This window comes from Microbacterium sp. 05N427 (genome assembly GCF_056397105.1).
The window spans coordinates 1-19,264 of sequence record NZ_JBFTMT010000011.1 but is presented as its reverse complement, the minus strand read 5'-3'; the positions used below and the strand labels follow the sequence as shown (position 1 = coordinate 19,264).

Genomic DNA, 19,264 nt, shown 5'->3' with positions numbered 1-19,264 from the left:
CCCTCCGGCCGCCGATCAGCCCCGGTCGAGGTCGTCCAGCAGCTGGACGGCGGCCGCCGCGTAGGCGCCGATCCAGCGATCGTGGATCCGCTTGATGGGCAGCGGAGCGAGAGTGAGGTGCCGCTCCCTGCCCTCGCGGCGACCGATCACGAGCTCGGCCCGCTCGAGCACCTTCAGGTGCTGCAGGACCGTGGTGCGGTCGAGTTCGGGGAAGCATGCGCACAGCTCGCCCGTGGTGCGCGGCGCCTCGCGCAGGGCGTCGAGCATCCTCCGCCGGATGGGGGCGGCGAGGGCCTTGAAGACGAGATCGTCGCCGTCGGTTCCCCTCTCCGCATTCATGTTGTAATCTTACAACATGTCTCAGATCGAAATCACTGCGGACATGGCTCCGCTCAGCGAATTGTCCTTCTCGGTCTCCGGCCGCGTCTCCCGCCCGCCCGCGGAGGTCTACGAAGCCGTCGCCGATCCGGCGCAGCTCTCCCGCTACTTCACCACCGGCGGTGCTCAGGGCCGTCTCGAGTCCGGTGCCGACGTCAGCTGGGACTTCGCCGACTTCCCCGGACGCTTCCCGGTCGTCGTCGTCGAAGCGAAGGCGCCGGAGCGCATCGTGATCGAGTGGGCGGCCGTCCCCGGCAGCAACGACACCGGCACCACGCGCACGGTGTTCGAGTTCGCCCCGATCGACGACGGTGCGCGCACGCTCGTCACGATCACCGAGTCGACCTGGCGGGCGACCGCGGGCGGCGCGAAGAGCGCGTTCGGCAACTGCGAGGGGTGGACCGGCATGCTCGCAGCCCTCAAGGCCTGGGTCGAGCACGGTATCAACCTGCGCGACGGCTTCTACAAGTAGAGCGGTCCTGCTCAGCCTCGCATGCGGGGATCCTCGGTTGGATCGCGGTACATCGGCGGGCATCCCTCGTCGATCGCAGAGGGACTCAGCTCGAAGTGCCAGRCCTCGTTGTCATACGTGCGGCAGAGCCCGAACTGCGCACCGTGGCGGTTCAGCCAGTCCGCGGCGTCGTACGGGGCGATGTCGACCGCCTGACCCTTGACGTGCAGCGACGTGTCCGGCGTGCCCACCCAGCGCGCCGCCTCCGCCTCGGATCCGTATGTGCGCACGGCGTCGCGCAGCAGCCACGCCTGGTACGCCTTCGAGCGCCAGCCGCTCGCCACGCGCAGCTCGAGCCCGTCCTCCTCGGCCGCGGCGAGCGCCTGCCCGAGGGCCTCGCGCAGGCCGGGTTCCAGCTTGGCCACCGCCGGCGCCGAGTCCGAGAGCGACACCGAGTCGCCGTCGGCGATGAAGCCGTCTTCGGTCGTCGGCATGCCGCCGCTGCGGGCAGAGGCGGACCCGTCGCCCCCGCCTGCTGTCACCGCGCCCGTTCCCGTGCCCGCGCCCGGATAGTCCGGCCGCGCCGTGACGGCGGCCGTGATCACCGCAGCCGCGGTGCCCGCGCCCAGCGTAGCGAGCACCGTCAGCGTCACGACGATCCGGAACAGCCGCCGGCGCCACCGGGGGTTCACCGTCTTCGCGCGCTGCGGGCCGGGATCCCGCACCGCCGTGCGCGCCGGATCGCCGTCCGGATCCCGATGCAGGATCCCGTCCGGCGCGGATCCCGGTCGCCGCGGAGCAGAGGTGTTCGTGTCCATGCCTCCACCCCACCGAGACCGACGTTGCCCCGCCGTACGCGATTTCGCATACGCCCGCGATATGCCGGTGTGCTTAGGCTTCTGGCATGCGCGTGCTGATCGTGGAGGACGAACCCGCCCTGGCCGGAGCGGTCCGTGATGGGCTGCGTCTCGCGGCGATCGCCGCGGACACCGCCGCCGACGGGCACGTCGCCCTGGAGATGCTGGACATCAACGCCTACGACGTGGCGGTGCTCGACCGAGATATCCCGGGGCCGAGCGGCGATGCCATTGCGCAGGCGATCGTCGCCTCCGGATCCGGCCTGCCGATCCTCATGCTCACGGCCGCCGATCGCCTCGACGACAAGGCGAGCGGCTTCGAGCTCGGCGCCGACGACTATCTGACCAAGCCGTTCGAGATGCGCGAGCTGATCCTGCGGATCAGGGCGCTCGCGCGGCGCGCCCCGCGGTCGACGCCGCCGGTGCACGAGCTGGCCGGGATCCGGCTCGACCCCTTCCGCCGCGAGGTCTACCGGGACGGGCGCTACGTCGCCCTCACGCGGAAGCAGTTCGCGGTGCTGCAGGTGCTCGTCGAGGCCGGCGGCGGAGTGATCAGCGCGGAGGAGCTGCTCGAACGCGCCTGGGACGAGAACGCGGATCCGTTCACGAACGCGGTGCGCATCACGGTGTCTTCCCTGCGCAAGCGTCTCGGCGAGCCCTGGGTGATCCTCACGGTGCCGGGCGTCGGCTATCGGATCGGCACCGAGAGCATCGGCGCCGACGGCGACCGCACCGAGACGGCGGACGAGGACCAGATCCAGGACCAGGACCAGGACCAGGACCAGGACCAGGACCAGGACGCGACGATGCCGGGACGGACGGGGAATGCCTGACGCCCCGCCGAGCCCCGCGCTCCCGCCGAGCCCTGCGCTCCCTCCGCGCCCTGCGCGCGCCATCGGGCTGTCGGTGCGCTGGCGTCTCACGCTCAGCTATGTCGCCCTCGTTGCGGTGGCCGGGGCCGTGCTGCTCGGCGTCGTCGCGCTGTGGCTGCTGCGCTATGTGCCCGACGGCACCGTCTACAACTCGGACCCGATCAACGGCACGAGCTGGGCGCCCAACCGCACGGACATCATCCGCGCCTTCGTGCCGCCGGCCACTTGGGCCCTCCTCGGACTCATCATGCTCGGAGTGCTCGGCGGCTGGCTCCTCGCCGGCCGGGTGCTCCGGCCGCTCACGGTGATCGGCGAAACCGCGCAGGCGGTCAGCGACGGCGACCTCAACGCGCGGATCGCACTGCCGGGCCGCGACGACGAGTTCCGCCGCCTGGCCGACGTCTTCGACGGCATGCTGGACCGGATCCAGCACGACCTGGAGCGCGAGCGCCGATTCGCAGCCAACGCGTCGCACGAGCTGCGCACCCCGCTCGCGATCACCCGCGCGCTGCTCGACGTCGCCGAGGCGGATCCGGATCCCGACGTCCGGCAGCTGCTCGTCCGGCTCCGCGCCGCGAACGAACGGGCCATCGCTCTCACCGAGGCGCTGCTGCTGCTCGCACGGCTGGACGCGCGCCCGCCGGCTCGCACTCCGGTCGATCTCTCGCTCGCCGCGGAGGGCGCGGTCGAATTACTGCACGAGGTCGCAGCGAGCCATGGTGTGCGGCTCGACGTGGTCGGCGACCCGGTCATCGTGCACGGGGACGCCGCGCTGCTCGATCAGCTCGCCCTGAACCTCGTGCAGAACGCGCTCGTGCACAACCTGCACTCCGGCGGATCCGCGACCGTACGCGCGGTCAGACTCGGCGGCCAGGGGGCGCTCATCGTGGAGAACTCCGGAGACAGGCTCGACCCCGCGGTGGTCGCCACCCTGGTCGAGCCGTTCCAGCGCGGCGCCGGCCGCACGCGTGACGGCGCGCACGGCGGATCCGGCCTGGGTCTTGCCATCGCGGGCTCGATCGTCGAGGTGCTGGGCGGCACCCTCGTCCTGACCGCCAGGCCAGAGGGCGGCCTGCGCGTCGAGGCCACCTTCCCGCTGGCCTGAGCCGACAGGTCGGTCGATGGGCCGAAAGGTCAGTGTTGTTCGGCCGCGCTCTCGAACCGCTGCGCGCCGATCACGGACAGCAGCTGCAGCTTCTGCCAGGCGTCCGTGCGCGGCGGCGCGGTGAGCACGAGGAGTGCCTGCGATTGGTCCTCGGTGAAGAGCGCCTGGCAGTCGAGCTCGATCGGCCCGAGTTCCGGGTGCACCAGGGTCTTGTGATCCTCGAAGCGGACGGCGACCTCGTGCCGCGTCCAGAGCTCGGCGAACTCCGCACTCTCCGCCTGCAACGCGCGCACGAGCTCGCCGGCTCGCGACCGTGCCCCCATCGCCCCGTACGCCGCGCGCAGCCCCGCGACCTGGGCGCGGGGCTGCCGCGCGTGGTCCGCCTCCGGGTACACCGCCCGGGCGGCGGGATCCGTGAACCAGCGGTAGATGTCGCTGCGCGCGAGGCCCGTGCGCTCGGACGGATCGCCGAGCAGCGCCTGTGCCATCCGGTTGGCAACGAGGGTCTCGCCCAGGCTGGAGAGGATGAGGGCCGGGGTGTCGTCGAGGCGATCGAGCACCCTGAGCAGAGCCGGCGCGACGTGCGGCAGCGTACTGTGCCGGTCGGGCGCCGAGTGCCCTGCGGTGCGGAACAGGTAGTCGCGCTCGTCGGCGGTGAGCCGCAGGGCGCGGGCGAGGGCGGCGAGCATCTGCTCGCTCGGCTGCGGCCCGCGTCGCTGCTCCAGCCGCGTGTAGTAATCGACGGACATGCCGGTCAGCTGAGCGACCTCCTCCCGACGGAGGCCTGGAGCACGACGGCGGGCACCTGCGTGCAGGCCGACGTCCTCCGGGCGCAGCGCCTCACGGCGGCGGCGCAGGAAGTCGGCGAGGGCGATGCGGTCCATGGGTCCATTGTCCGACGCCGGCGGATCCGCAACCAGGGATCGCGGATCCCCCGATGACCCGGTCTCTTATCGTCGGATCGGATCCCGTCGAGCCTGGGGTCATGAACATCTCCGGAAACACCGTCTTCATCCCTGGCGCGACGAGCGGCATCGGCCTCGCCCTGGCGCTGCGCCTGCAGTCCGCGGGCAACACCGTGATCATCGGAGGGCGCCGCACCGAGCTGCTCGCGGCGCTCGCGGCCGAGCACGGCTTCGGCACCGTGCGCATCGATACCGCCGATCCTGCGAGCATCCGCGCGGCTGCCGCCGAGGTCGTCTCGACGCACCCCGAGCTCGATGTGCTCATCGCGATGGCCGGGATCATGCGCGTCGAGGACTGGCGCGGCGACGGCTTCCTCGCCGATGCCGAGGAGATCGTCACGACCAACCTGCTCGGTCCGATCCGGCTCATCGCGGCGCTCATCGAGCATCTGCAGAGCCGCCCCGACGCGACGATCGTCACGGTCTCGAGCGGGCTCGCGCACACTCCGCTGCGGGTCACGCCGACCTACAACGCGACCAAGGCCGCGATCCACATGCTGTCGGAGTCGATCCGGCTGCAGCTCGACGGTACGAGCGTCTCGGTGCTCGAGCTCGTCCCTCCCGCCGTCGCCACCGAGCTCATGCCGGGCCAGAGCGAGAGCCCGTTCGCGATGCCGCTCGACGACTTCGTCGATGAGACGATGGCCCTCATCGCAGCGCAGCCCGACGCGCACGAGATCCTCGTCGAGAACGTGAAGCTGCTCCGCTTCGGCGAGGTGCGCGGCGACTACGCGCAAACCGTCGCGACCCTGAACCGCCTGGATCCGCACGGAGACGTCTGAGCATCCTGCGCGCTGAGGGCGGGGCGAGCACGCAGGCGCCGGATCAGCCCAATCCGAGGGAATGCCCGAGCGCTGCAGCCGACGGCCCGAAAGCGCTTGCAACGAGGGCCCAAGCCCCGACGATGCCGATTACAACGATGACGGCGCCGATCAGATGAACGCCGATCATCGCGGCGAGCCAGGTGGCCGCCCCGCGGAGCGTGCCGCCCTCCGTCCATTCCTTTTCGTCTTCGAGCCCTAGAAGATCAGTGCCCTCGTGCATGGTCATTCCGCCCCGGTGAATGCTTGGTCAAGATCTGTGCTTGGTCGAGATCTGGTTCATCGGGTCCGTCGCCGATTCGCGCTACCAAAGTCGCGCCACAGCGAGTACGAGAATCCCCAGTCCGATGAGGATCAGGACGAAGAGGAACATGCTCCAGACAGGCGCTCCAGCGGATTCGTCGAAGAGCCAATGGCGGCGGTACGGGACGCTCCCCCTGCTCCCGCCACGATTATTGCTTCGTTTCCCGCTCACGAGGGGTTCTCCTTCATCTTGATACCGCGCGTATCGCCTCATCCAACGAGTCCCAAGCTCCGCATCTACGGGATTCGGGTCCACGAACAGCAGCGAGCGAGCACGGCGATGGGAATCCGCAGACCGAGATCAGGGGTCTCAGCCTGCGGACGCCGTGCACATGAGAGACCACAAAGCCCTCCTCCGATTACGCCGCCCGCGCCTCAGATGGCCGATCGGTCGCGAATCGCCAGTCGCGATGTCGCAACACGACGGTTGCCGGGATCTCGTACCTCGTCCTGCGCCGCGCGACGCCGTGAGCGAGGGGTGTGGGGCAGGCGGACGCATCACCGTCCTCGCTCCACACCCCACCTTCTCGCGAACCCCCTGCCGCCCGCGGTCCCGCGTCGTTACGCTCCAGGCATGACGACTCAGGATCCGTCCGCGAAGCGGATGCGGCTGCGTTACGCGGGCCGGTGCCGGGTCTGCGGCACGGACCTGCCGGCTGGCACCGAGGCCGTGTACGAGCCTCATGCCAAGACCGTGTGCTGCCTCGCGTGTGAGGAGTCGGTGGGAGCACCGGAGGGGCCCACCGTCGTCGACGACGAACGCGCGAACACACAGCCGCTCGCCGCAGGCCCCGAAGTTCCCCGCGACCCGCCGATCGGCGCCGCCGCCGTGCTCCCCGACGCGCTGCGGTTCCGCACCCCTGGCACCGCCGTGATCGCGGAGACCCTGCGCGTGCAGTCGGCGACGCCACCGAGGACCAGGACGCAGCGGCTGTTCGGGAGGACACCGCTCTCACCGGATGCGCAGAGCTGGTACCTCGGCGCGATCGGTGAACTCGAGGTCGGCAGGATCCTCGACCGGCTCGGCGCCGAATGGCACGCTCTGCATGCCGTGCCGATCGGGAAGCGGGGCAGCGACATCGACCACGTGGTGATCGGCCCCGGCGGCGTCTTCACGATCAACACCAAGCACCACGACGGCGCTAAGGTCTGGGTCGGCGGCCATCGCATCCTCGTGAACGGACAGCGCACCGACCATCTGCGCAACGCGGACTTCGAGGCGACGCGCGCCGCGAGGGTGCTGAGCGGAGCGACGCACCAGACGGTCGAGGTCACGCCGATCCTCGCGATCGTCGGCGCGAAGAGCATTCAGATCCGGGAGAAGCCGCCGCGGGTCGAGGTGCTGCGCGCCGATGCAGTGGTGCGCCGGCTGGAGCGAGCCCCGCGGATCCTCACGCCGGAGAACGTCACCGCGCTGGTCCGGGTGGCCGTCCTCCCCGCGACCTGGAGCGCCACCCCGCTTCCAGAAGCTGACCTCACCGCCTTCGCGGCGCTACGCGCCGAGGTCGTGGCGGCGTTCCGGCGGCGGCGGGCGTGGGCTGCAGGCGGGATCCTCGCGGTCATGGCCGCGCTCATGACGCCTGGAGTGCTCCTGCTGACCCGCTGATCGCAGCATCTACCGATACCGACCACACGACGGCGACAGCTTCACTCGCCCCGACAGCCGCCAACGCTGGTCGAAGGCGCACAGGACACGCGCCATGATGACCTGTTCAATGCCTCGAGAACAGAGGAATCAATGGGAGAGCCAGCCCGAATATCGTCGCCGACAAGCCAACGATAAAGAACGACCTGGGGTTTGAATGACCGCCAAAATATCCGTCGGCTTCGTTTCCGAAGATCTTGTGCGCCAGTTTGCTCATACCCTCGAATATCTGTCGGCAGAAGATCATGACAATGGCACCAAACACGACAAGACAGATTCCCGGCAGCAGATCGTGCCAGAAGTATCTCAGTTCCATGTCCATGTGCGCCCCATGTCAAATATGACCTCGCCTCCATCGCTTCCTCCGATCGCAGCGCAACTCACGCCCCGCTCAGTATCCATGAAAAGCTGAGAGAATCAAACCGGCTCCAAGAAGAACCGACATGGAACCGGCAATAATCACGCCGTACTTCTGCGCACGCGGATCGAAGAAGTAGTCAGCTTCATCCTTCATATACTTGCGCGCCATGCGAGAAAGTGACGTTGTCAGTTGGCGGCGAAATACAATAGCAAGAGCTCCGGCCAAAACTACGATAAGACCGCAGATCGCATTCGAACTCATATCCACCAACTATGTGTAGGGTGCAAAGGACACCCGTCGCCGACGCCGACGCCGACGCCGACGCCGACGCCGACAGATCTAGTCCTGACTCTGCGATGGGTCGCGTTCCCTCTACTTCGCACTTGGCATCCCGCAAGGGGCACTCGACAGGTCGCTGTTTGCCCAAAGCCATGTCATCGCGTCGCCCTTTCTCAATGGAGAACTCCGCGGAATATGAAACTCGGCCATGACCGTGCCATCAGGTCTACCAGAAACTGAACGATACGTCAGTATGACGCCGATCAGGTCATTTTCGCCGTCGAGGTTGATGCTATGCAGATTGGCATTCGCACTCGCCCGGACGCGTTCATTCAGGTCAAGAGAGGACCCAGATTCCATCGTCAGAGCGCTTGTATCCTCGAGAACCAGGCGCGAGTCATCTCGAACCTTGACGCCCACATATATCTTGAGGTCAAGCACGACGACGTCTTCTCCGCACCAATAGAGCATTGGATCTGTCGCGTCGAGCGTCATGGACATCGGAACATCACGAGGAACCTGCGGTAGAGCAAAGCAGGCACTGAGAGCGAAGGCGCTGGCGGACAGCAAGCCGATACCACAAATCAAACGAACTCCGCTTCTCAGCATTCGTGGATCCTTTCCGTGTATGACGCATCAGCCTCCCAAAGATTGTCGCCGGCGGAGTGCCGGCCCAACTCCAATCCGCACTCGCGGGCCATAAGGGAACTCGCTTCATTCATGCACACCGACGATGCGATGGAATACCCATTCAGCCGAGGGATAATCATCAAGATCCGCGGTCAAGGGGAAGAATTTGATCTCCACTATCCCATCACGCTCATAGACAAATCCCTGCCTCCCCGCGCCACAAGCAGCACCAAGAATCAGATAGACGCCCGTGCCGTCGCCCGTTTCCGCGCTGTGCCATTCACCTTCCGTTGCGGGAATGATCTCCCCGGGTGCAGCTGGATCACAAAGCACCGCCGAGGGCCAGTCTTGCGCCCTCACTCCCCCGTCGCCGAGCAGGGAAAACTGGGCATGCTCGCTGCCTCCGTCAAGGACCCATTGACCGACGAGGTCCCGATCGCGCACCCTCTTCGAGCCTTCGAGACTACTGCAACCTAGCAAGACAGATCCACAGACCACGAGCGACAATATAGCGATTAGAGCCTTGCGGAACGAGGTTTTCACCAACTGGCTTTGAGGTACTGGGAGCACGGCCGAGCGGAGCACGACTAGATCGTGCACTGACGGACCGCTGTTCGTCGCATTGATTCATTCAGCCTTGGATCGTTTGTGATTTCTTACCCCCTACCATCAAGGCCAATACCATGCCAGCGACGCCGAGCGGAATCAGGAGTAGCACTGACGGCACCAAGCCAGCGATGAAGAACAGCGGGACACCCGCACCAAGGTTCACCAGAACAACTGCGACCAGAATACGCGCCATATTCGTTCGCGAGGCGCCAGTCAAGATCGCGGCAATAATGGTCGCCGGAATCAAGCCGAGTACGCAAACAATCAGAGATATCTTTGCGGCATTCTGAACCGATTCCGAAACCGAAGGCGGGTTCAGGATCGGGAAGGAATTGATGTAGAGGATCTGATACCCGACGCTCCAGGCGACTCCCGCGATGATCATTCCAGAACATGTGCGCACCAAAGCCGACAGGAATTGCCATCTTTGGGCTTGAGGGAAATTTGTCATCGATGTTACCCTTCAGAGCAGTGGGTCAAGATTCCGACGATGTATTGCAGATTCTTCAGTCGCCTCCGCCACGGGCACTAAAAAGCATGCGCCCGATCTATCATGATCTCGGACACTACCATTGCATGTTGAAACTTTTCCGGGCTGACTGAAAGCAACCATCCAGTCATCATCTTGTCTTTTCGGGAACATGACTTGGGATCCCGGTCCATACCCGCGGGCGGAAAGGATAGAGTGCGGAAAGCACGGCGTATGCGCAAGCGCCAAGAATGACCCAGAGCAGGCCGTATTGAGCCAAGATTCGAGGGTCTATCGCAAACCAGAACGCGACGGAATAGGACAGGACCTGAATTGCCGCCGCAACTAGAATCGTCAGCAGGCGTGCCGCACGCGACGTTCGGCTGCGCCACATTGCCACGGCCGGGAATGCCACGACAAGCGAAACACTGAGAAACAGGATGAGTGCGAGCATGAGCCGCTTGATTATCTGGCCGGCAGAGTCGCCCGTTGGGATACCGGACCACAGTCCTGTCAAGTTTATGACATAGATTGCAAGTGTGCAGATACAGGCGGTGAAGGCATACGCCAGCCCGGCCAAGAAGAATCGCACCGCGCCCCCTTATCTGTGGCGAAAGAACGTATTACAGATTGGCACCTTGTTGTGTCCGTATCAACTCTGACGAACTGGAATTTGGGAAGCATACAGGAACTGATATCCAAAGCTCCACATAGATCCGTGGGCGCCGCCGGCCTAAGTCCAGTCCTCGATTCGCAGATCAGGCGCGTTAGCGGCTGGCAGCATCACCAAAGCCAAGTCTTCTCGATATATTTCCAACTCGTTGAGAAGACCGGCAATGACGTGAACCAGTACGTGAACGGTTATACCATCTATATCGTCATACGATGCTTCGACAGGAATTCGGCGCGCCACGTCGGCGAAAACCTCGACCGTTGGATGAAGGCCAAGACTTCCATTCTCATCGATCACCTCTGCATTGATAAGATTCATCTGTTGGCGCAGTTCAGCTGCGCCCTGGAACCGGCGCTCTAGAAGCCTTCCAAGAAGGCTCAACCCGTGGATCAGATCTTGAGTTGAATTTGCCTCATTTGGGCACATGGTAAGTTCCCACATTGATCGTTTCGTCGAGCAGGGTATGGGCTCCGCCTGCTCGAGCCCAGTCCCCTTGAGGTCTCTCGCGCCATGGCCAAACTGTACCGTCACGTCTTCACCTGAGGGTCACCCTGCTTCTTGAGTTGGGGCTCGACAGGATTCTTGTCATCGCAGATCGAGAAGAAGCTCCCCGGTTTGCAATCAGGAATAGCGGGAGCTGTTCGCTCAGCCTCCTTTGCCGCCGACAGGGCGTAAGTTCCGGCAGTGGACGAGTCGCCGGGGATCGCGAGAACCGTGCCGACGCTACTGAAGACGCCGAGAATCCTCCCGAACAGCCAGCCTGTAACGCCCATGCCAGTGTCACCGTCGTATTCGTCGATGGCGCCTGCGGGTTCGTCGCCTTGGGCTGCAACGGCAGCCTCACCTGCCGCGAGGCGAGCGAGGACTCAGTCCGCCAAGACCACGTCGAAGCCGGCCTCGGTGAGGGAGCGCCGGTCCGCGGGGGCGAGGCCGTCATCGGTCAGCAGCGTGGGGAAGAGGTCCGGGCCACCGACCGCGGCGAAGGCCGAGGCGCCGACCTTCGACGAGTCGGCGACGATCACCGCGCGCCGGGCGCGGCTCGCCATCATGCGGTTCACGGCCGCCTCGCGCTCGTCGTGCGTGCTCGCCATGCCCTCGACCGACATGGCGTTCACGCCGATGAACGCGATGTCGAGCGCGATGCCCGCCAGCAGCTGCTCCACGAACGGACCCACGAGCTCGTAGCTGCGGGAGTGGATCACCCCGCCGGTCACCACGACCTTGATGTCGGGGCGGGTGGCGAGCTGGGCGGCGATGTTCACCGCGTTCGTGACCACCGTGAGTCCCTGGTCGGCGAGGTCCTCCCTGGCCGCGAGCGCGGTCGCGATCGCGGTCGTGGTGGTGCCGCCCGAGAGGCCCACCACGGATCCGGGCGCCACCAGCGCCGACGCGGCCTGCGCGATGCGCTCCTTCTGCGAGGTGCGCTGGTGGCTCTTGTAGCGGATCGGCAGCTCGTACGCGACGGACTGCGCCACCGCCCCACCATGCGTGCGGGTCAGCAACCGCCGCTCCGACAGGCTGTCCAGGTCGCGTCGGATCGTGGCGGCGGAGGCGTCCAAGCGCTCCGCGAGTTCCTCGACCGACACATCCCCTCGCGCGGCGAGGAGGTCGAGGATGGCCGTCAACCGGTTCGCCCTGTTCATCGACCGACCTCGGATCCGGCGAACAGGCGCAGCAGGCGCGCGGCCTCGCCGGCTACGGCGTCGCGGGCCGGCGCGAGGTACTTCCGGGAGTCGACGAGACGCGGATCCTCCTCGAGCTTCTCCCGGATCGCGCGCGTGAAGAAGCCGTTCAGATGCGTGGAGACGTTGATCTTCGTCATGCCCGCGCGCACCGCCGCCGCGATCGCGTCGTCCGGCACGCCGCTGGATCCGTGCAGCACGAGCGGCACGTCGACACCGTCCTCCCCCGCGCCGCGCAGGGCCTCGCGCAGGCGCGCGATGAGGTCGAGGTCGAGCGCCGCGGTGCGGTCGGTCATCGCGTGCGAGGAACCGACGGCCACGGCGAGGGCGTCGACGCCCGTCTCCGCGACGAACGCCCGAGCCTCCTGCGGATCCGTGCGGACGCCCGGCGCGTGCGCACCGTCCTTGCCGCCGACCTCGCCGAGCTCCCCTTCCACGTACACCTCAGCGGCGTGGGCGCGTTCGACGACCTGCGCGGTGAGCGCGACGTTCTCGGCGTAGTCGAGCGCGCCCCCGTCGAACATCACGGAGCCGAAGCCCAGGGCGATGGCCTCGTCCACGAGTTCGGGACGCTCGGCGTGATCGAGGTGCACGGCGACGGGGGTGGCCGCGCGCCGGGCGACCGCGAGGGTCGCGAGCGCGATCGGCTCGAGCCCGCCGTGGTAGTCCGCGCAGTTCTGCGAGATCTGCAGGATCACGGGCAGCTCGGCCTGCGCGGACGCGGCGACCAGCGCCTCGGCCGTCTCCAGATGGATCACGTTGAAGGCCCCGACGCCGCTTCCACGGCGGGCCGCGTCGTGCACGAGGTCGCGGGCGGAGACGAGGGTCATCGGAATGTCCTTTCGGTGGACGGTCGACTCAGCGCCGTCAGGGGCGGGCTGTCGATGATCAGGGAGGACTCGAGGTCCCGCCAGGACGCATGGATCTCGCCCGCGAGGGGCATCAGCACGGCGGCGGCCGACCACGCGGTCGCCCGGCGCAGCAGGGCGGTCGGATCCTTCTCACCCTGCGCCATCAGCACGGCACAGGCGGCGACCGCGGCGTCCCCCGCGCCGGTCGGGTTGCCGGCGAGGGGGTGCGCCAGCCGGGCGCGCACGACCTCGTCGGCGGTGACCGCGAGCATCCCCCCCGCCCCACGGGAGAGCAGGATCAGCGATGCTCCGCGGTGCAGCAGTTCGCACGCCCCCGCGATGGGATCCGCGATGCCGGTGGCCTCCGCCAGCTCAGCCGCATTGGGCTTGAGCACGGTCGCTCCGGCATCGGCAGCGGCCAGCAACGCCGGTCCCGACGTGTCGGCGATCACGATCGCGCCCGCGTTGCGGCCGATCCGGATGAGCGCCGACAGCAGGTCTTCTGGAGCGCCGGGCGGGAGCGATCCGGACAGGACGAGGACGGGCTTCGTGCTCTCGGCGGTCGAGGCCTGCAGGGCGCGGAGGACGGCGGCCTTCAGCGCCTCCCACTCCTTCGTCGTCGGGTTGACGCCCCGCTCGTTCACGATCGTGGTGTCGCCGAGCTGCTCGTCGACCAGCGCCACGCTGCGGCGGGTCGCTCCCTGCACGGGGACGAGCTCATGCGGGACCGGCGAGGAGGCCAGTTCGGCGGCGAACTCGGCGCCGGTCGCCCCTCCCGAGGTCGCGAGCGCGAAGACGGAAGCCCCCTGCGCCTGCGCCACCCGGGCGACGTTCAGGCCCTTGCCGCCTGCCCTGGCCACGCCGGCATCGGCGCGGTGCGTGCCGCCCGGCGTGATCCGATCGACGTGCCAGGTCAGATCCAGCGCCGGATTCGGCGTGACGGTGACGATCATCAGAGACTCCTCGCGCGGAGCGCTGCGCCCAGGATCCCGGCGTTTCCGAGCAACTGCGCGGGCACCAGGTCCGGGATGCGATGGAAGCTGAGGCGCGCTCTCAGGCGCGCGCGCAGCTCGTCGAACAGCGCCCCGCCGGCACGCGACAACCCGCCGCCGATCACGATGGCCTGCGGTGCGACGACCGCGGTGAGCTGCGCGAGCGACAGCGCGAGCGCGTCGAGCGCCTCGTTCCAGACCTCGGCGGCGGCCTCATCGCCCTCGGCGGCGAGTGCGATGACCTCCTTCGCGCCCTCCACGGCGATCCCGCTGCGCTCGGTGTAGCGGCGGGCGATCGCCCCTGCGGAGGCGATCGCCTCGAGGCAGCCGCGCGCTCCGCACGGGCACAGCGGTTCATCGGCGACCGGGGAGTGCCCGACCTCACCGGCGTAGCCGCCGGACGTGAAGGGCACACCGCCCAGCAGCAGCGCCCCGGCGATCCCGGTGCCGATGATCAGCACGATCGAGTTCGGATAGGGGCGCGCACCGCCGAGCACGTGCTCGGCCCAGCCGCCCGTGCGCACGTCGTGGTCGAACGCGACCGGCAGCCCGAAAGCCTCCTCCGCGAGCGCGCGGATCGGTGCATCCCGCCAGCCCATGTTGCTGGCGAACACGCCGATGCCGGCGACCTCGTCGACGATGCCGGGCACGACCAGCCCCACCGCGACCGGATCCACCCCGGGGTGCTCCTCGCGCAGCTGCGCGCCGAGCTCCACCAGCCGGGCGATCAGCCGCTCGGGGAGGTCGGGCCCCGGATCCGGCGTCGACGTGCGGCGCAGCCCGAGCATGACGCCGGAGGCATCGAACAGGGCCGACTTGATGTCGGTGCCGCCCACGTCGAACGCGAGCACGGAGGCACCCGCGCCGAGCTCGGCCGCCGATCCCGGAGCCTGACGGGGGATGAGGGGGTCCCCGGAGGCATCCAAGATCACGTCGGGCACGGCGCGGGCCGCTTCGGCCGCCTCGTGCGCGCGGGCGTCGTCCGCGGCAGCGTCGCCGGAGGGGATCGTCATCGCCGGCTCTCAGTCCTCGAGGATGACCGAACGGGTGAGGTTGCGCGGCTCATCGGGGTTGAGGCCCTTCGCCAGCGCGCGGTCGAGCGCCACACGGTGCAGGCGCACGAGATCGGCCATCGGGTCGATCGCGTGCTGCACCCAGCGTCCGCCGGTCGCGGCGACCTGGGCGTCCAGGCCCTCGGGCGCGGCGCCGAACTGCCAGGTGATGCGGCCGGGGGCGGCGATGGCGATCGGACCGTGGCGGTAGTCCATGGAGGGGTACGACTCGGTCCACGACTGCGACGACTCGCGCATCTTCAGGGCTGCCTCGTGCGCGAGCCCGATCGTCCAGCCGCGGCCGAGGAACGTGTACTGATCGGCGCCCGCGAGGGTCGGATCCACGTCGGCGAGCGCGGTGCGGGCGTCGGCGATGGCGGCGGTGAGGTCTTCGCCGAGCGAGGCGCGGAACAGCGCGAGCGCGGTGGTCGCGAAGCGGGTCTGCACGACGGACTGCTCGTCGGCGAACGGCAGCAGGATCGCGTCGTCGACCATGCCCACGAGCGGCGAGGTCACGTCGCCGATGACCCCGACGACGCGCGGCGCGGATCCGGATCCCTTGAGCTCGTCGACGAGCTCGAGCACCTCGGTGGTCGTTCCGGAGCGCGTCAGGGCGACGACGGCGTCGTAGCCACGATCCATGAACGCCTCGCTCGCGGCGTAGGCGTCGGTGATGCCGAAGCCCGCGCGCTCGCGCAGCGCGGCGTAAGACTGGGCCATGAACCACGAGGTGCCGCAGCCGATCACGGCGACGCGCTGGCCCTTCGCCGGGAGCAGCGCCTGCTCCGCCGTCATGCCGGCCGCGCGCTCCCACATCTCGGGCTGCGAGTCGAGCTCGGCGCGCATGTGAGCGCCGGGGGCGAGATTCTCGTTCGGGTGGGTCATGGGTCCTCCTCGGCGGGCTCCGGCCCCGTCCAATGCGTGACCTTGCTCGATCTTACGTCAAAACAAGCATTTTCCGTCACTGAATCCGGAAACCCGTGCTCGGGCAAAACTCGAACAGCACTAGGCTTTCGCCATCCGAAACCTTAACGTTGTAAGGGTTTCGAGATCCATCCATCAAAGGAGATGACATGCCCGATCTGTCCCGTCGCACCGCCCTGCTCTCACTCGGCGGCGCCGCCCTGACCGGCACGCTCGCCCTGGCCGGAGCCACCCCCGCCATCGCCGCACCGACTGCACAGCCCAACCGCACCGTCACGGTGTACCTCGTGCGCCATGGCAGGACCTGGCTGAACCAGGCCGGCCGGATCCAGGGCTGGTCCGATTCGCCGCTCACCGACGCGGGCGTCGCGACCGCCGAGGCGGTCGGCCGCAATCTCGCCGCGGAGATCGGCGGGTTCGACGCCGCCTACTCCGCCGACATGATGCGCCACTTCCAGACCGCGAGCGGCATCCTCTCGGCAGCGGGCTCAAAGCTCACGCCGACGCGGATCGCCGGCCTGCGCGAGGTCGCCTACGGCGGCTGGGAGGGCGAGAAGCAGTCGACCGCGTTCCCGCAGCTCGCCGCCGCGGGCCCCCTGGACACACTCGCGCACATCATCGACGCGTTCGTCGCCAGCAACCCCGACAAGACCCTTCCGGCCGAGACCTGGGCACAGGTCGCCGCGCGCATGAACCTGGCGCTCACCACGGCCGCGACCGATCGCACCCTTCCGATGCGGCACGGCGGCAGCATCCTCGCCGTCTCGAGCGGGATGTCGATCACCTGCCTGCTGGAATCCCTCGGTGCGACGGTCGACGGCGCCATGGAGAACGGCGCCGTCAACAAGCTCCGCTACGCCCGCGGGTCCTGGACCGTGCAGTCGGTCAACGACACCAGCTACGCGGGCTGATCCGCCCTCGGGCCGTCGGGTCAGCGGGACTCGGCGGCCTCGGTGTGGTGGCGGATGACCTCGGCGACGACGAAGTTGAACCACTTCTCGGCGAACTCCGGATCCAGGTGGGCCTCCTCCGCGAGGGCGCGAAGACGCGCGACCTGCTGCTCCTCACGGCCCGGATCCGAGGCGGGCATGTCGTGCTCGGCCTTGAGCACGCCGACCTGCTGCGTGCAGCGGAATCGCTCGGCCAGCATGAAGATGAGCGCGGCGTCGATGTTGTCGATGCTGGCGCGCAGTCGCAGCAGTTCGGTGCGGGGATCGGGGGCGGACATCGGGGCTCCTCACCGGGCGGCGGATGTGCGAACCCTCCGACGATAACCCGTCCCGCCCTGAGTCGCCCCCGCCGTGACGCGTCAAAGAACCCGGAAGCGCGCACCACCGCCCTCGGGACGTCGCACCCCTCCCCTAAAGTGAAGCCATGACCAGCGACGACTCCGGGCTCGACAACAGCACTGTCGCAGAGGCTGAGGCCAGCGAACACGCTGCCACGGCGGCTCAGGCCGACACCATCGTGGCCGACGACGACTCCGACGACTACACGCCCCGACCTGTCGCGGAGGCGGGGACGCCTCGTGCCTCGTTCTGGACCCGGATCGACCGCCCGTTCGCGTTCGGCTTCCTCGTCACGCTCGGCGGCCTCGTCGCGATCCTGCTCGGGCTCGCTCTGACGAATCTGTCCACCGTGCTCATCTACATCGCGTTCGCGCTGTTCGCCGCGCTCGGCCTCGATCCGGCCGTCCGCTGGCTGGAACGGCGCGGCGCCTCGCGCGCGTGGTCGGTCGTGATCGTGATCGTCGGTTTCGCGCTCGCGCTCGTGCTCGTCATCCTCGCGATCGTCCCCGTGGTGGTCACGCAGATCGCGGAGTTCGTCAAGTCCATCCCGGCGACGATCCAGGAGTTCCTGCACAGCGATCTGTACCACTGGATCCAGGGCCAGTTCGGCGGCGGGGTGAGCGACCTCATGGGCGAGGTGCAGAAGTTCCTCAGCGACCCGAACAAGCTCATGCAGCTCGGCGGCGGCGCCCTGCAGGTCGGCAACGCGGCGCTGCAGGTCGGCACGGCGATCGCGACCGGCATCTCCGGCGGCCTGATCGTCATCGTCCTCACGCTGTACTTCCTCGCCACGCTGCCGTCGATGAAGAGCGGCCTGCTGCAGCTGGCTCCCGCACGCGACCGCAAGAACGTCTCGCGGATCACGACCMAGATCACCGATTCGGTCGGCGGCTATGTGATGGGCATGGTGGTGCTCGCGCTCATCAACGCGGCCCTCGTCTTCGTCCTCTACCTCGTGCTCGGGCTGCCGTTCCCGCCGCTGATGGCCACCGTGGCCTTCCTCATCACGCTGATCCCGCTGGTCGGCCCGATCCTGTTCTGGATCATCGGCACCGGCATCGCCCTGTTCAGCTCACCGCTGATGGCGCTGATCTTCGCGGTCATCTACCTCGTCTACATGCAGGTGGAGGCGTATGTCATCACCCCGCGTGTGATGAACCGGGCGATCGCGATCCCGGGATCCCTGGTCGTGATCGGCGCGCTCGTCGGCGGCACGCTGCTCGGCCTCCTCGGCGCGCTCATCGCCGTCCCGGTGACCGCGTCGATCCTGATCATCATCAAGCAGGTCTGGATCCCCCGGCAGAACGCCCGCGTCTGATCGGCGCCCCGTCACACGACCGTGCTGCTATGGCGTGCGCTGACAGGGACGACTCTGGTTGAGGAGGTTTATCCCGCTGATCTGGTGAATTCGGGGTGGGAATGTCGGTGGTTCGGGGTTGACTGGGGTCATGACGAACTCGACTGGTGCGGTGGTGGATCCTGGGGTTGACCCGGTGGATCCGGTCATGGTGCTGCGTCTGTTGAGGGAGGGGCTGGCGGCGGCCGAGGCGACGATCATCCGGTTTCAGGCGTTGCGGGACGCGCAGCTCGGGGCCGCGCAACGGCTCGCCGAGGAGCTGGCCGCCAGAGACTCCGGTGCCGGGGCGGTGCGGGGTGAGGCGGTGGATCTCGCGACACGGTCGGTCGCGGCGGAGCTGGCCGGGGTGCTGCACATGTCGGACCGGGTCGTGCAGGCCCGGATGTCACGCGCCGCGGACCTGATGACCCGGTTCCCGGCCACGATGGGGGCGTTCGGGAACGCGCGGATCAACGCCGCGCATGTGCGGGTCATCCAGGACGCGGGTGCCCGCCTCGACGACGACGTGCGGGCGGAGTTCGAGCAGGTCGCGGTCGCCGCTTCGGAGGGCGAGACTCCGCATCGGGCGAAACGGGTCGTGGAACGCGTCGCGGAACGCCTCGCCCCGCGCAGCCTCACCGACCGGCACCGGGACGCGCAGGAGCACCGGCGGGTGTGGCGGGAAGACCTCGGCGACGGGCAGAAAGCGCTCGGGCTGAT

Annotated in this window: 24 protein-coding genes and 1 pseudogene; 8 read left to right on the top strand and 17 right to left on the bottom strand. The window is 67.9% G+C overall.

Annotated elements, in window-relative coordinates:
• Positions 1–15: 15 nt before the first annotated feature.
• Positions 16–339 (bottom strand): ArsR/SmtB family transcription factor, encoded by a 324-nt coding sequence (locus tag AC1DG4_RS12405; protein ID WP_477381029.1) that lies wholly within the window; start codon positions 337–339, stop codon positions 16–18.
• Between the two features lie 16 nt (positions 340–355).
• Here AC1DG4_RS12405 and AC1DG4_RS12400 point away from each other — a divergent pair, with 16 nt between their 5' ends.
• Positions 356–850 carry an SRPBCC domain-containing protein gene (locus AC1DG4_RS12400; RefSeq protein WP_477381027.1) on the top strand — a complete coding sequence of 165 codons (495 nt, stop codon included), beginning with the start codon at positions 356–358 and terminating at the stop codon, positions 848–850.
• A gap of 11 nt (positions 851–861) precedes the next feature.
• On the opposite strand, the gene AC1DG4_RS12395 is transcribed toward AC1DG4_RS12400, so the two are convergent.
• Entirely contained in the window at positions 862–1,647 is a 786-nt protein-coding gene (locus tag AC1DG4_RS12395; RefSeq protein WP_477421261.1) for a M15 family metallopeptidase, read from the bottom strand.
• Between the two features lie 86 nt (positions 1,648–1,733).
• Between AC1DG4_RS12395 and AC1DG4_RS12390 the strand changes: the two are divergent.
• A pseudogene (locus tag AC1DG4_RS12390) lies at positions 1,734–2,396 on the top strand (response regulator transcription factor); the annotation flags it as partial.
• A gap of 115 nt (positions 2,397–2,511) precedes the next feature.
• Positions 2,512–3,663 carry a sensor histidine kinase gene (locus AC1DG4_RS12385; RefSeq protein ID WP_477381023.1) on the top strand — a complete coding sequence of 384 codons (1,152 nt, stop codon included), beginning with the start codon at positions 2,512–2,514 and terminating at the stop codon, positions 3,661–3,663.
• A gap of 29 nt (positions 3,664–3,692) precedes the next feature.
• Here the strand turns inward: AC1DG4_RS12385 and AC1DG4_RS12380 are convergent, their stop codons facing one another.
• Positions 3,693–4,547: a helix-turn-helix transcriptional regulator gene (locus AC1DG4_RS12380; RefSeq protein WP_477381021.1), complete on the bottom strand. Its 855-nt coding sequence runs from the start codon at positions 4,545–4,547 to the stop codon at positions 3,693–3,695.
• 101 nt (positions 4,548–4,648) lie between these two features.
• On the opposite strand from AC1DG4_RS12380, the gene AC1DG4_RS12375 reads away from it, so the two are divergent.
• Complete coding sequence (locus tag AC1DG4_RS12375; RefSeq protein WP_477381019.1) at positions 4,649–5,410, top strand: SDR family oxidoreductase; 762 nt, start codon at positions 4,649–4,651, stop codon at positions 5,408–5,410.
• A gap of 43 nt (positions 5,411–5,453) precedes the next feature.
• On the opposite strand, the gene AC1DG4_RS12370 is transcribed toward AC1DG4_RS12375, so the two are convergent.
• Positions 5,454–5,678: a hypothetical protein gene (locus AC1DG4_RS12370; RefSeq protein WP_477381017.1), complete on the bottom strand. Its 225-nt coding sequence runs from the start codon at positions 5,676–5,678 to the stop codon at positions 5,454–5,456.
• Positions 5,679–6,326: 648 nt separating this feature from the next.
• Between AC1DG4_RS12370 and AC1DG4_RS12365 the strand changes: the two genes are divergently transcribed.
• The gene (locus AC1DG4_RS12365; protein WP_477381015.1) at positions 6,327–7,358 is read left to right on the top strand and encodes a nuclease-related domain-containing protein; all 1,032 of its coding nucleotides are present in this window, start codon (positions 6,327–6,329) and stop codon (positions 7,356–7,358) included.
• A 106-nt stretch (positions 7,359–7,464) separates the two neighbouring features.
• On the opposite strand, the gene AC1DG4_RS12360 is transcribed toward AC1DG4_RS12365, so the two are convergent.
• From AC1DG4_RS12360 to AC1DG4_RS12305, 12 genes are all read right to left on the bottom strand, one after another.
• The gene (locus tag AC1DG4_RS12360) at positions 7,465–7,719 is read right to left on the bottom strand and encodes a hypothetical protein (RefSeq protein WP_477381013.1); all 255 of its coding nucleotides are present in this window, start codon (positions 7,717–7,719) and stop codon (positions 7,465–7,467) included.
• Between the two features lie 69 nt (positions 7,720–7,788).
• Positions 7,789–8,025, bottom strand: a complete 237-nt coding sequence (locus tag AC1DG4_RS12355; RefSeq protein ID WP_477381011.1) for a hypothetical protein — start codon at positions 8,023–8,025, stop codon at positions 7,789–7,791.
• A 105-nt stretch (positions 8,026–8,130) separates the two neighbouring features.
• Positions 8,131–8,646: a hypothetical protein gene (locus AC1DG4_RS12350; protein WP_477381009.1), complete on the bottom strand. Its 516-nt coding sequence runs from the start codon at positions 8,644–8,646 to the stop codon at positions 8,131–8,133.
• 105 nt (positions 8,647–8,751) lie between these two features.
• Positions 8,752–9,111, bottom strand: a complete 360-nt coding sequence (locus AC1DG4_RS12345) for a hypothetical protein (protein ID WP_477381007.1) — start codon at positions 9,109–9,111, stop codon at positions 8,752–8,754.
• A 187-nt stretch (positions 9,112–9,298) separates the two neighbouring features.
• Entirely contained in the window at positions 9,299–9,727 is a 429-nt protein-coding gene (locus tag AC1DG4_RS12340) for a hypothetical protein (RefSeq protein ID WP_477381005.1), read from the bottom strand.
• 169 nt (positions 9,728–9,896) lie between these two features.
• Positions 9,897–10,337, bottom strand: a complete 441-nt coding sequence (locus AC1DG4_RS12335; RefSeq protein WP_477381003.1) for a hypothetical protein — start codon at positions 10,335–10,337, stop codon at positions 9,897–9,899.
• Between the two features lie 141 nt (positions 10,338–10,478).
• A complete protein-coding gene (locus AC1DG4_RS12330; protein WP_477381001.1) occupies positions 10,479–10,859 on the bottom strand; it encodes a DUF6984 family protein in 381 nt (126 codons plus the stop codon).
• Between the two features lie 425 nt (positions 10,860–11,284).
• Positions 11,285–12,061 carry a DeoR/GlpR family DNA-binding transcription regulator gene (locus tag AC1DG4_RS12325; RefSeq protein WP_477380999.1) on the bottom strand — a complete coding sequence of 259 codons (777 nt, stop codon included), beginning with the start codon at positions 12,059–12,061 and terminating at the stop codon, positions 11,285–11,287.
• Positions 12,058–12,930, bottom strand: coding sequence for a class II fructose-bisphosphate aldolase (locus tag AC1DG4_RS12320; protein ID WP_477380997.1), 873 nt, complete (start codon positions 12,928–12,930; stop codon positions 12,058–12,060). The genes AC1DG4_RS12325 and AC1DG4_RS12320 overlap by 4 nt, the downstream gene beginning before the upstream one ends.
• Entirely contained in the window at positions 12,927–13,904 is a 978-nt protein-coding gene (locus tag AC1DG4_RS12315) for a 1-phosphofructokinase family hexose kinase (RefSeq protein ID WP_477380995.1), read from the bottom strand. Before AC1DG4_RS12315 ends, AC1DG4_RS12320 begins: the two co-directional genes overlap by 4 nt.
• Entirely contained in the window at positions 13,904–14,956 is a 1,053-nt protein-coding gene (locus AC1DG4_RS12310) for an ROK family protein (protein ID WP_477380993.1), read from the bottom strand. Before AC1DG4_RS12310 ends, AC1DG4_RS12315 begins: the two co-directional genes overlap by 1 nt.
• A gap of 9 nt (positions 14,957–14,965) precedes the next feature.
• Positions 14,966–15,880 carry an SIS domain-containing protein gene (locus AC1DG4_RS12305; protein ID WP_477380991.1) on the bottom strand — a complete coding sequence of 305 codons (915 nt, stop codon included), beginning with the start codon at positions 15,878–15,880 and terminating at the stop codon, positions 14,966–14,968.
• Between the two features lie 188 nt (positions 15,881–16,068).
• Between AC1DG4_RS12305 and AC1DG4_RS12300 the strand changes: the two genes are divergently transcribed.
• Positions 16,069–16,830, top strand: coding sequence for a histidine phosphatase family protein (locus tag AC1DG4_RS12300; protein WP_477380989.1), 762 nt, complete (start codon positions 16,069–16,071; stop codon positions 16,828–16,830).
• 20 nt (positions 16,831–16,850) lie between these two features.
• Here the strand turns inward: AC1DG4_RS12300 and AC1DG4_RS12295 are convergent, their stop codons facing one another.
• On the bottom strand, positions 16,851–17,147 hold the full coding sequence (locus tag AC1DG4_RS12295; RefSeq protein WP_045271589.1) for a chorismate mutase: 297 nt from the start codon (positions 17,145–17,147) through the stop codon (positions 16,851–16,853).
• Between the two features lie 146 nt (positions 17,148–17,293).
• Here AC1DG4_RS12295 and AC1DG4_RS12290 point away from each other — a divergent pair, with 146 nt between their 5' ends.
• On the top strand, positions 17,294–18,526 hold the full coding sequence (locus tag AC1DG4_RS12290) for an AI-2E family transporter (protein WP_477421260.1): 1,233 nt from the start codon (positions 17,294–17,296) through the stop codon (positions 18,524–18,526).
• 130 nt (positions 18,527–18,656) lie between these two features.
• The coding region (locus tag AC1DG4_RS12285) for a DUF222 domain-containing protein (RefSeq protein ID WP_477380985.1) at positions 18,657–19,264 on the top strand (608 nt) is incomplete at its 3' end.

Bases quoted from the DNA above. Each gene is read 5' to 3' on its own strand.
- AC1DG4_RS12295 (WP_045271589.1), bottom strand. From the start codon at position 17,147: ATGTCCGCCCCCGATCCCCGCACCGAACTGCTGCGACTGCGCGCCAGC.
- AC1DG4_RS12330 (WP_477381001.1), bottom strand. From the start codon at position 10,859: ATGTGGGAACTTACCATGTGCCCAAATGAGGCAAATTCAACTCAAGAT.
- AC1DG4_RS12405 (WP_477381029.1), bottom strand. From the start codon at position 339: ATGAATGCGGAGAGGGGAACCGACGGCGACGATCTCGTCTTCAAGGCC.
- AC1DG4_RS12315 (WP_477380995.1), bottom strand. From the start codon at position 13,904: ATGATCGTCACCGTCACGCCGAATCCGGCGCTGGATCTGACCTGGCAC.
- AC1DG4_RS12385 (WP_477381023.1), top strand. From the start codon at position 2,512: ATGCCTGACGCCCCGCCGAGCCCCGCGCTCCCGCCGAGCCCTGCGCTC.
- AC1DG4_RS12325 (WP_477380999.1), bottom strand. From the start codon at position 12,061: ATGAACAGGGCGAACCGGTTGACGGCCATCCTCGACCTCCTCGCCGCG.
- AC1DG4_RS12380 (WP_477381021.1), bottom strand. From the start codon at position 4,547: ATGGACCGCATCGCCCTCGCCGACTTCCTGCGCCGCCGCCGTGAGGCG.
- AC1DG4_RS12340 (WP_477381005.1), bottom strand. From the start codon at position 9,727: ATGACAAATTTCCCTCAAGCCCAAAGATGGCAATTCCTGTCGGCTTTG.
- AC1DG4_RS12365 (WP_477381015.1), top strand. From the start codon at position 6,327: ATGACGACTCAGGATCCGTCCGCGAAGCGGATGCGGCTGCGTTACGCG.
- AC1DG4_RS12370 (WP_477381017.1), bottom strand. From the start codon at position 5,678: ATGACCATGCACGAGGGCACTGATCTTCTAGGGCTCGAAGACGAAAAG.
- AC1DG4_RS12300 (WP_477380989.1), top strand. From the start codon at position 16,069: ATGCCCGATCTGTCCCGTCGCACCGCCCTGCTCTCACTCGGCGGCGCC.
- AC1DG4_RS12360 (WP_477381013.1), bottom strand. From the start codon at position 7,719: ATGGACATGGAACTGAGATACTTCTGGCACGATCTGCTGCCGGGAATC.
- AC1DG4_RS12375 (WP_477381019.1), top strand. From the start codon at position 4,649: ATGAACATCTCCGGAAACACCGTCTTCATCCCTGGCGCGACGAGCGGC.
- AC1DG4_RS12350 (WP_477381009.1), bottom strand. From the start codon at position 8,646: ATGCTGAGAAGCGGAGTTCGTTTGATTTGTGGTATCGGCTTGCTGTCC.
- AC1DG4_RS12320 (WP_477380997.1), bottom strand. From the start codon at position 12,930: ATGACCCTCGTCTCCGCCCGCGACCTCGTGCACGACGCGGCCCGCCGT.
- AC1DG4_RS12310 (WP_477380993.1), bottom strand. From the start codon at position 14,956: ATGACGATCCCCTCCGGCGACGCTGCCGCGGACGACGCCCGCGCGCAC.
- AC1DG4_RS12305 (WP_477380991.1), bottom strand. From the start codon at position 15,880: ATGACCCACCCGAACGAGAATCTCGCCCCCGGCGCTCACATGCGCGCC.
- AC1DG4_RS12400 (WP_477381027.1), top strand. From the start codon at position 356: ATGTCTCAGATCGAAATCACTGCGGACATGGCTCCGCTCAGCGAATTG.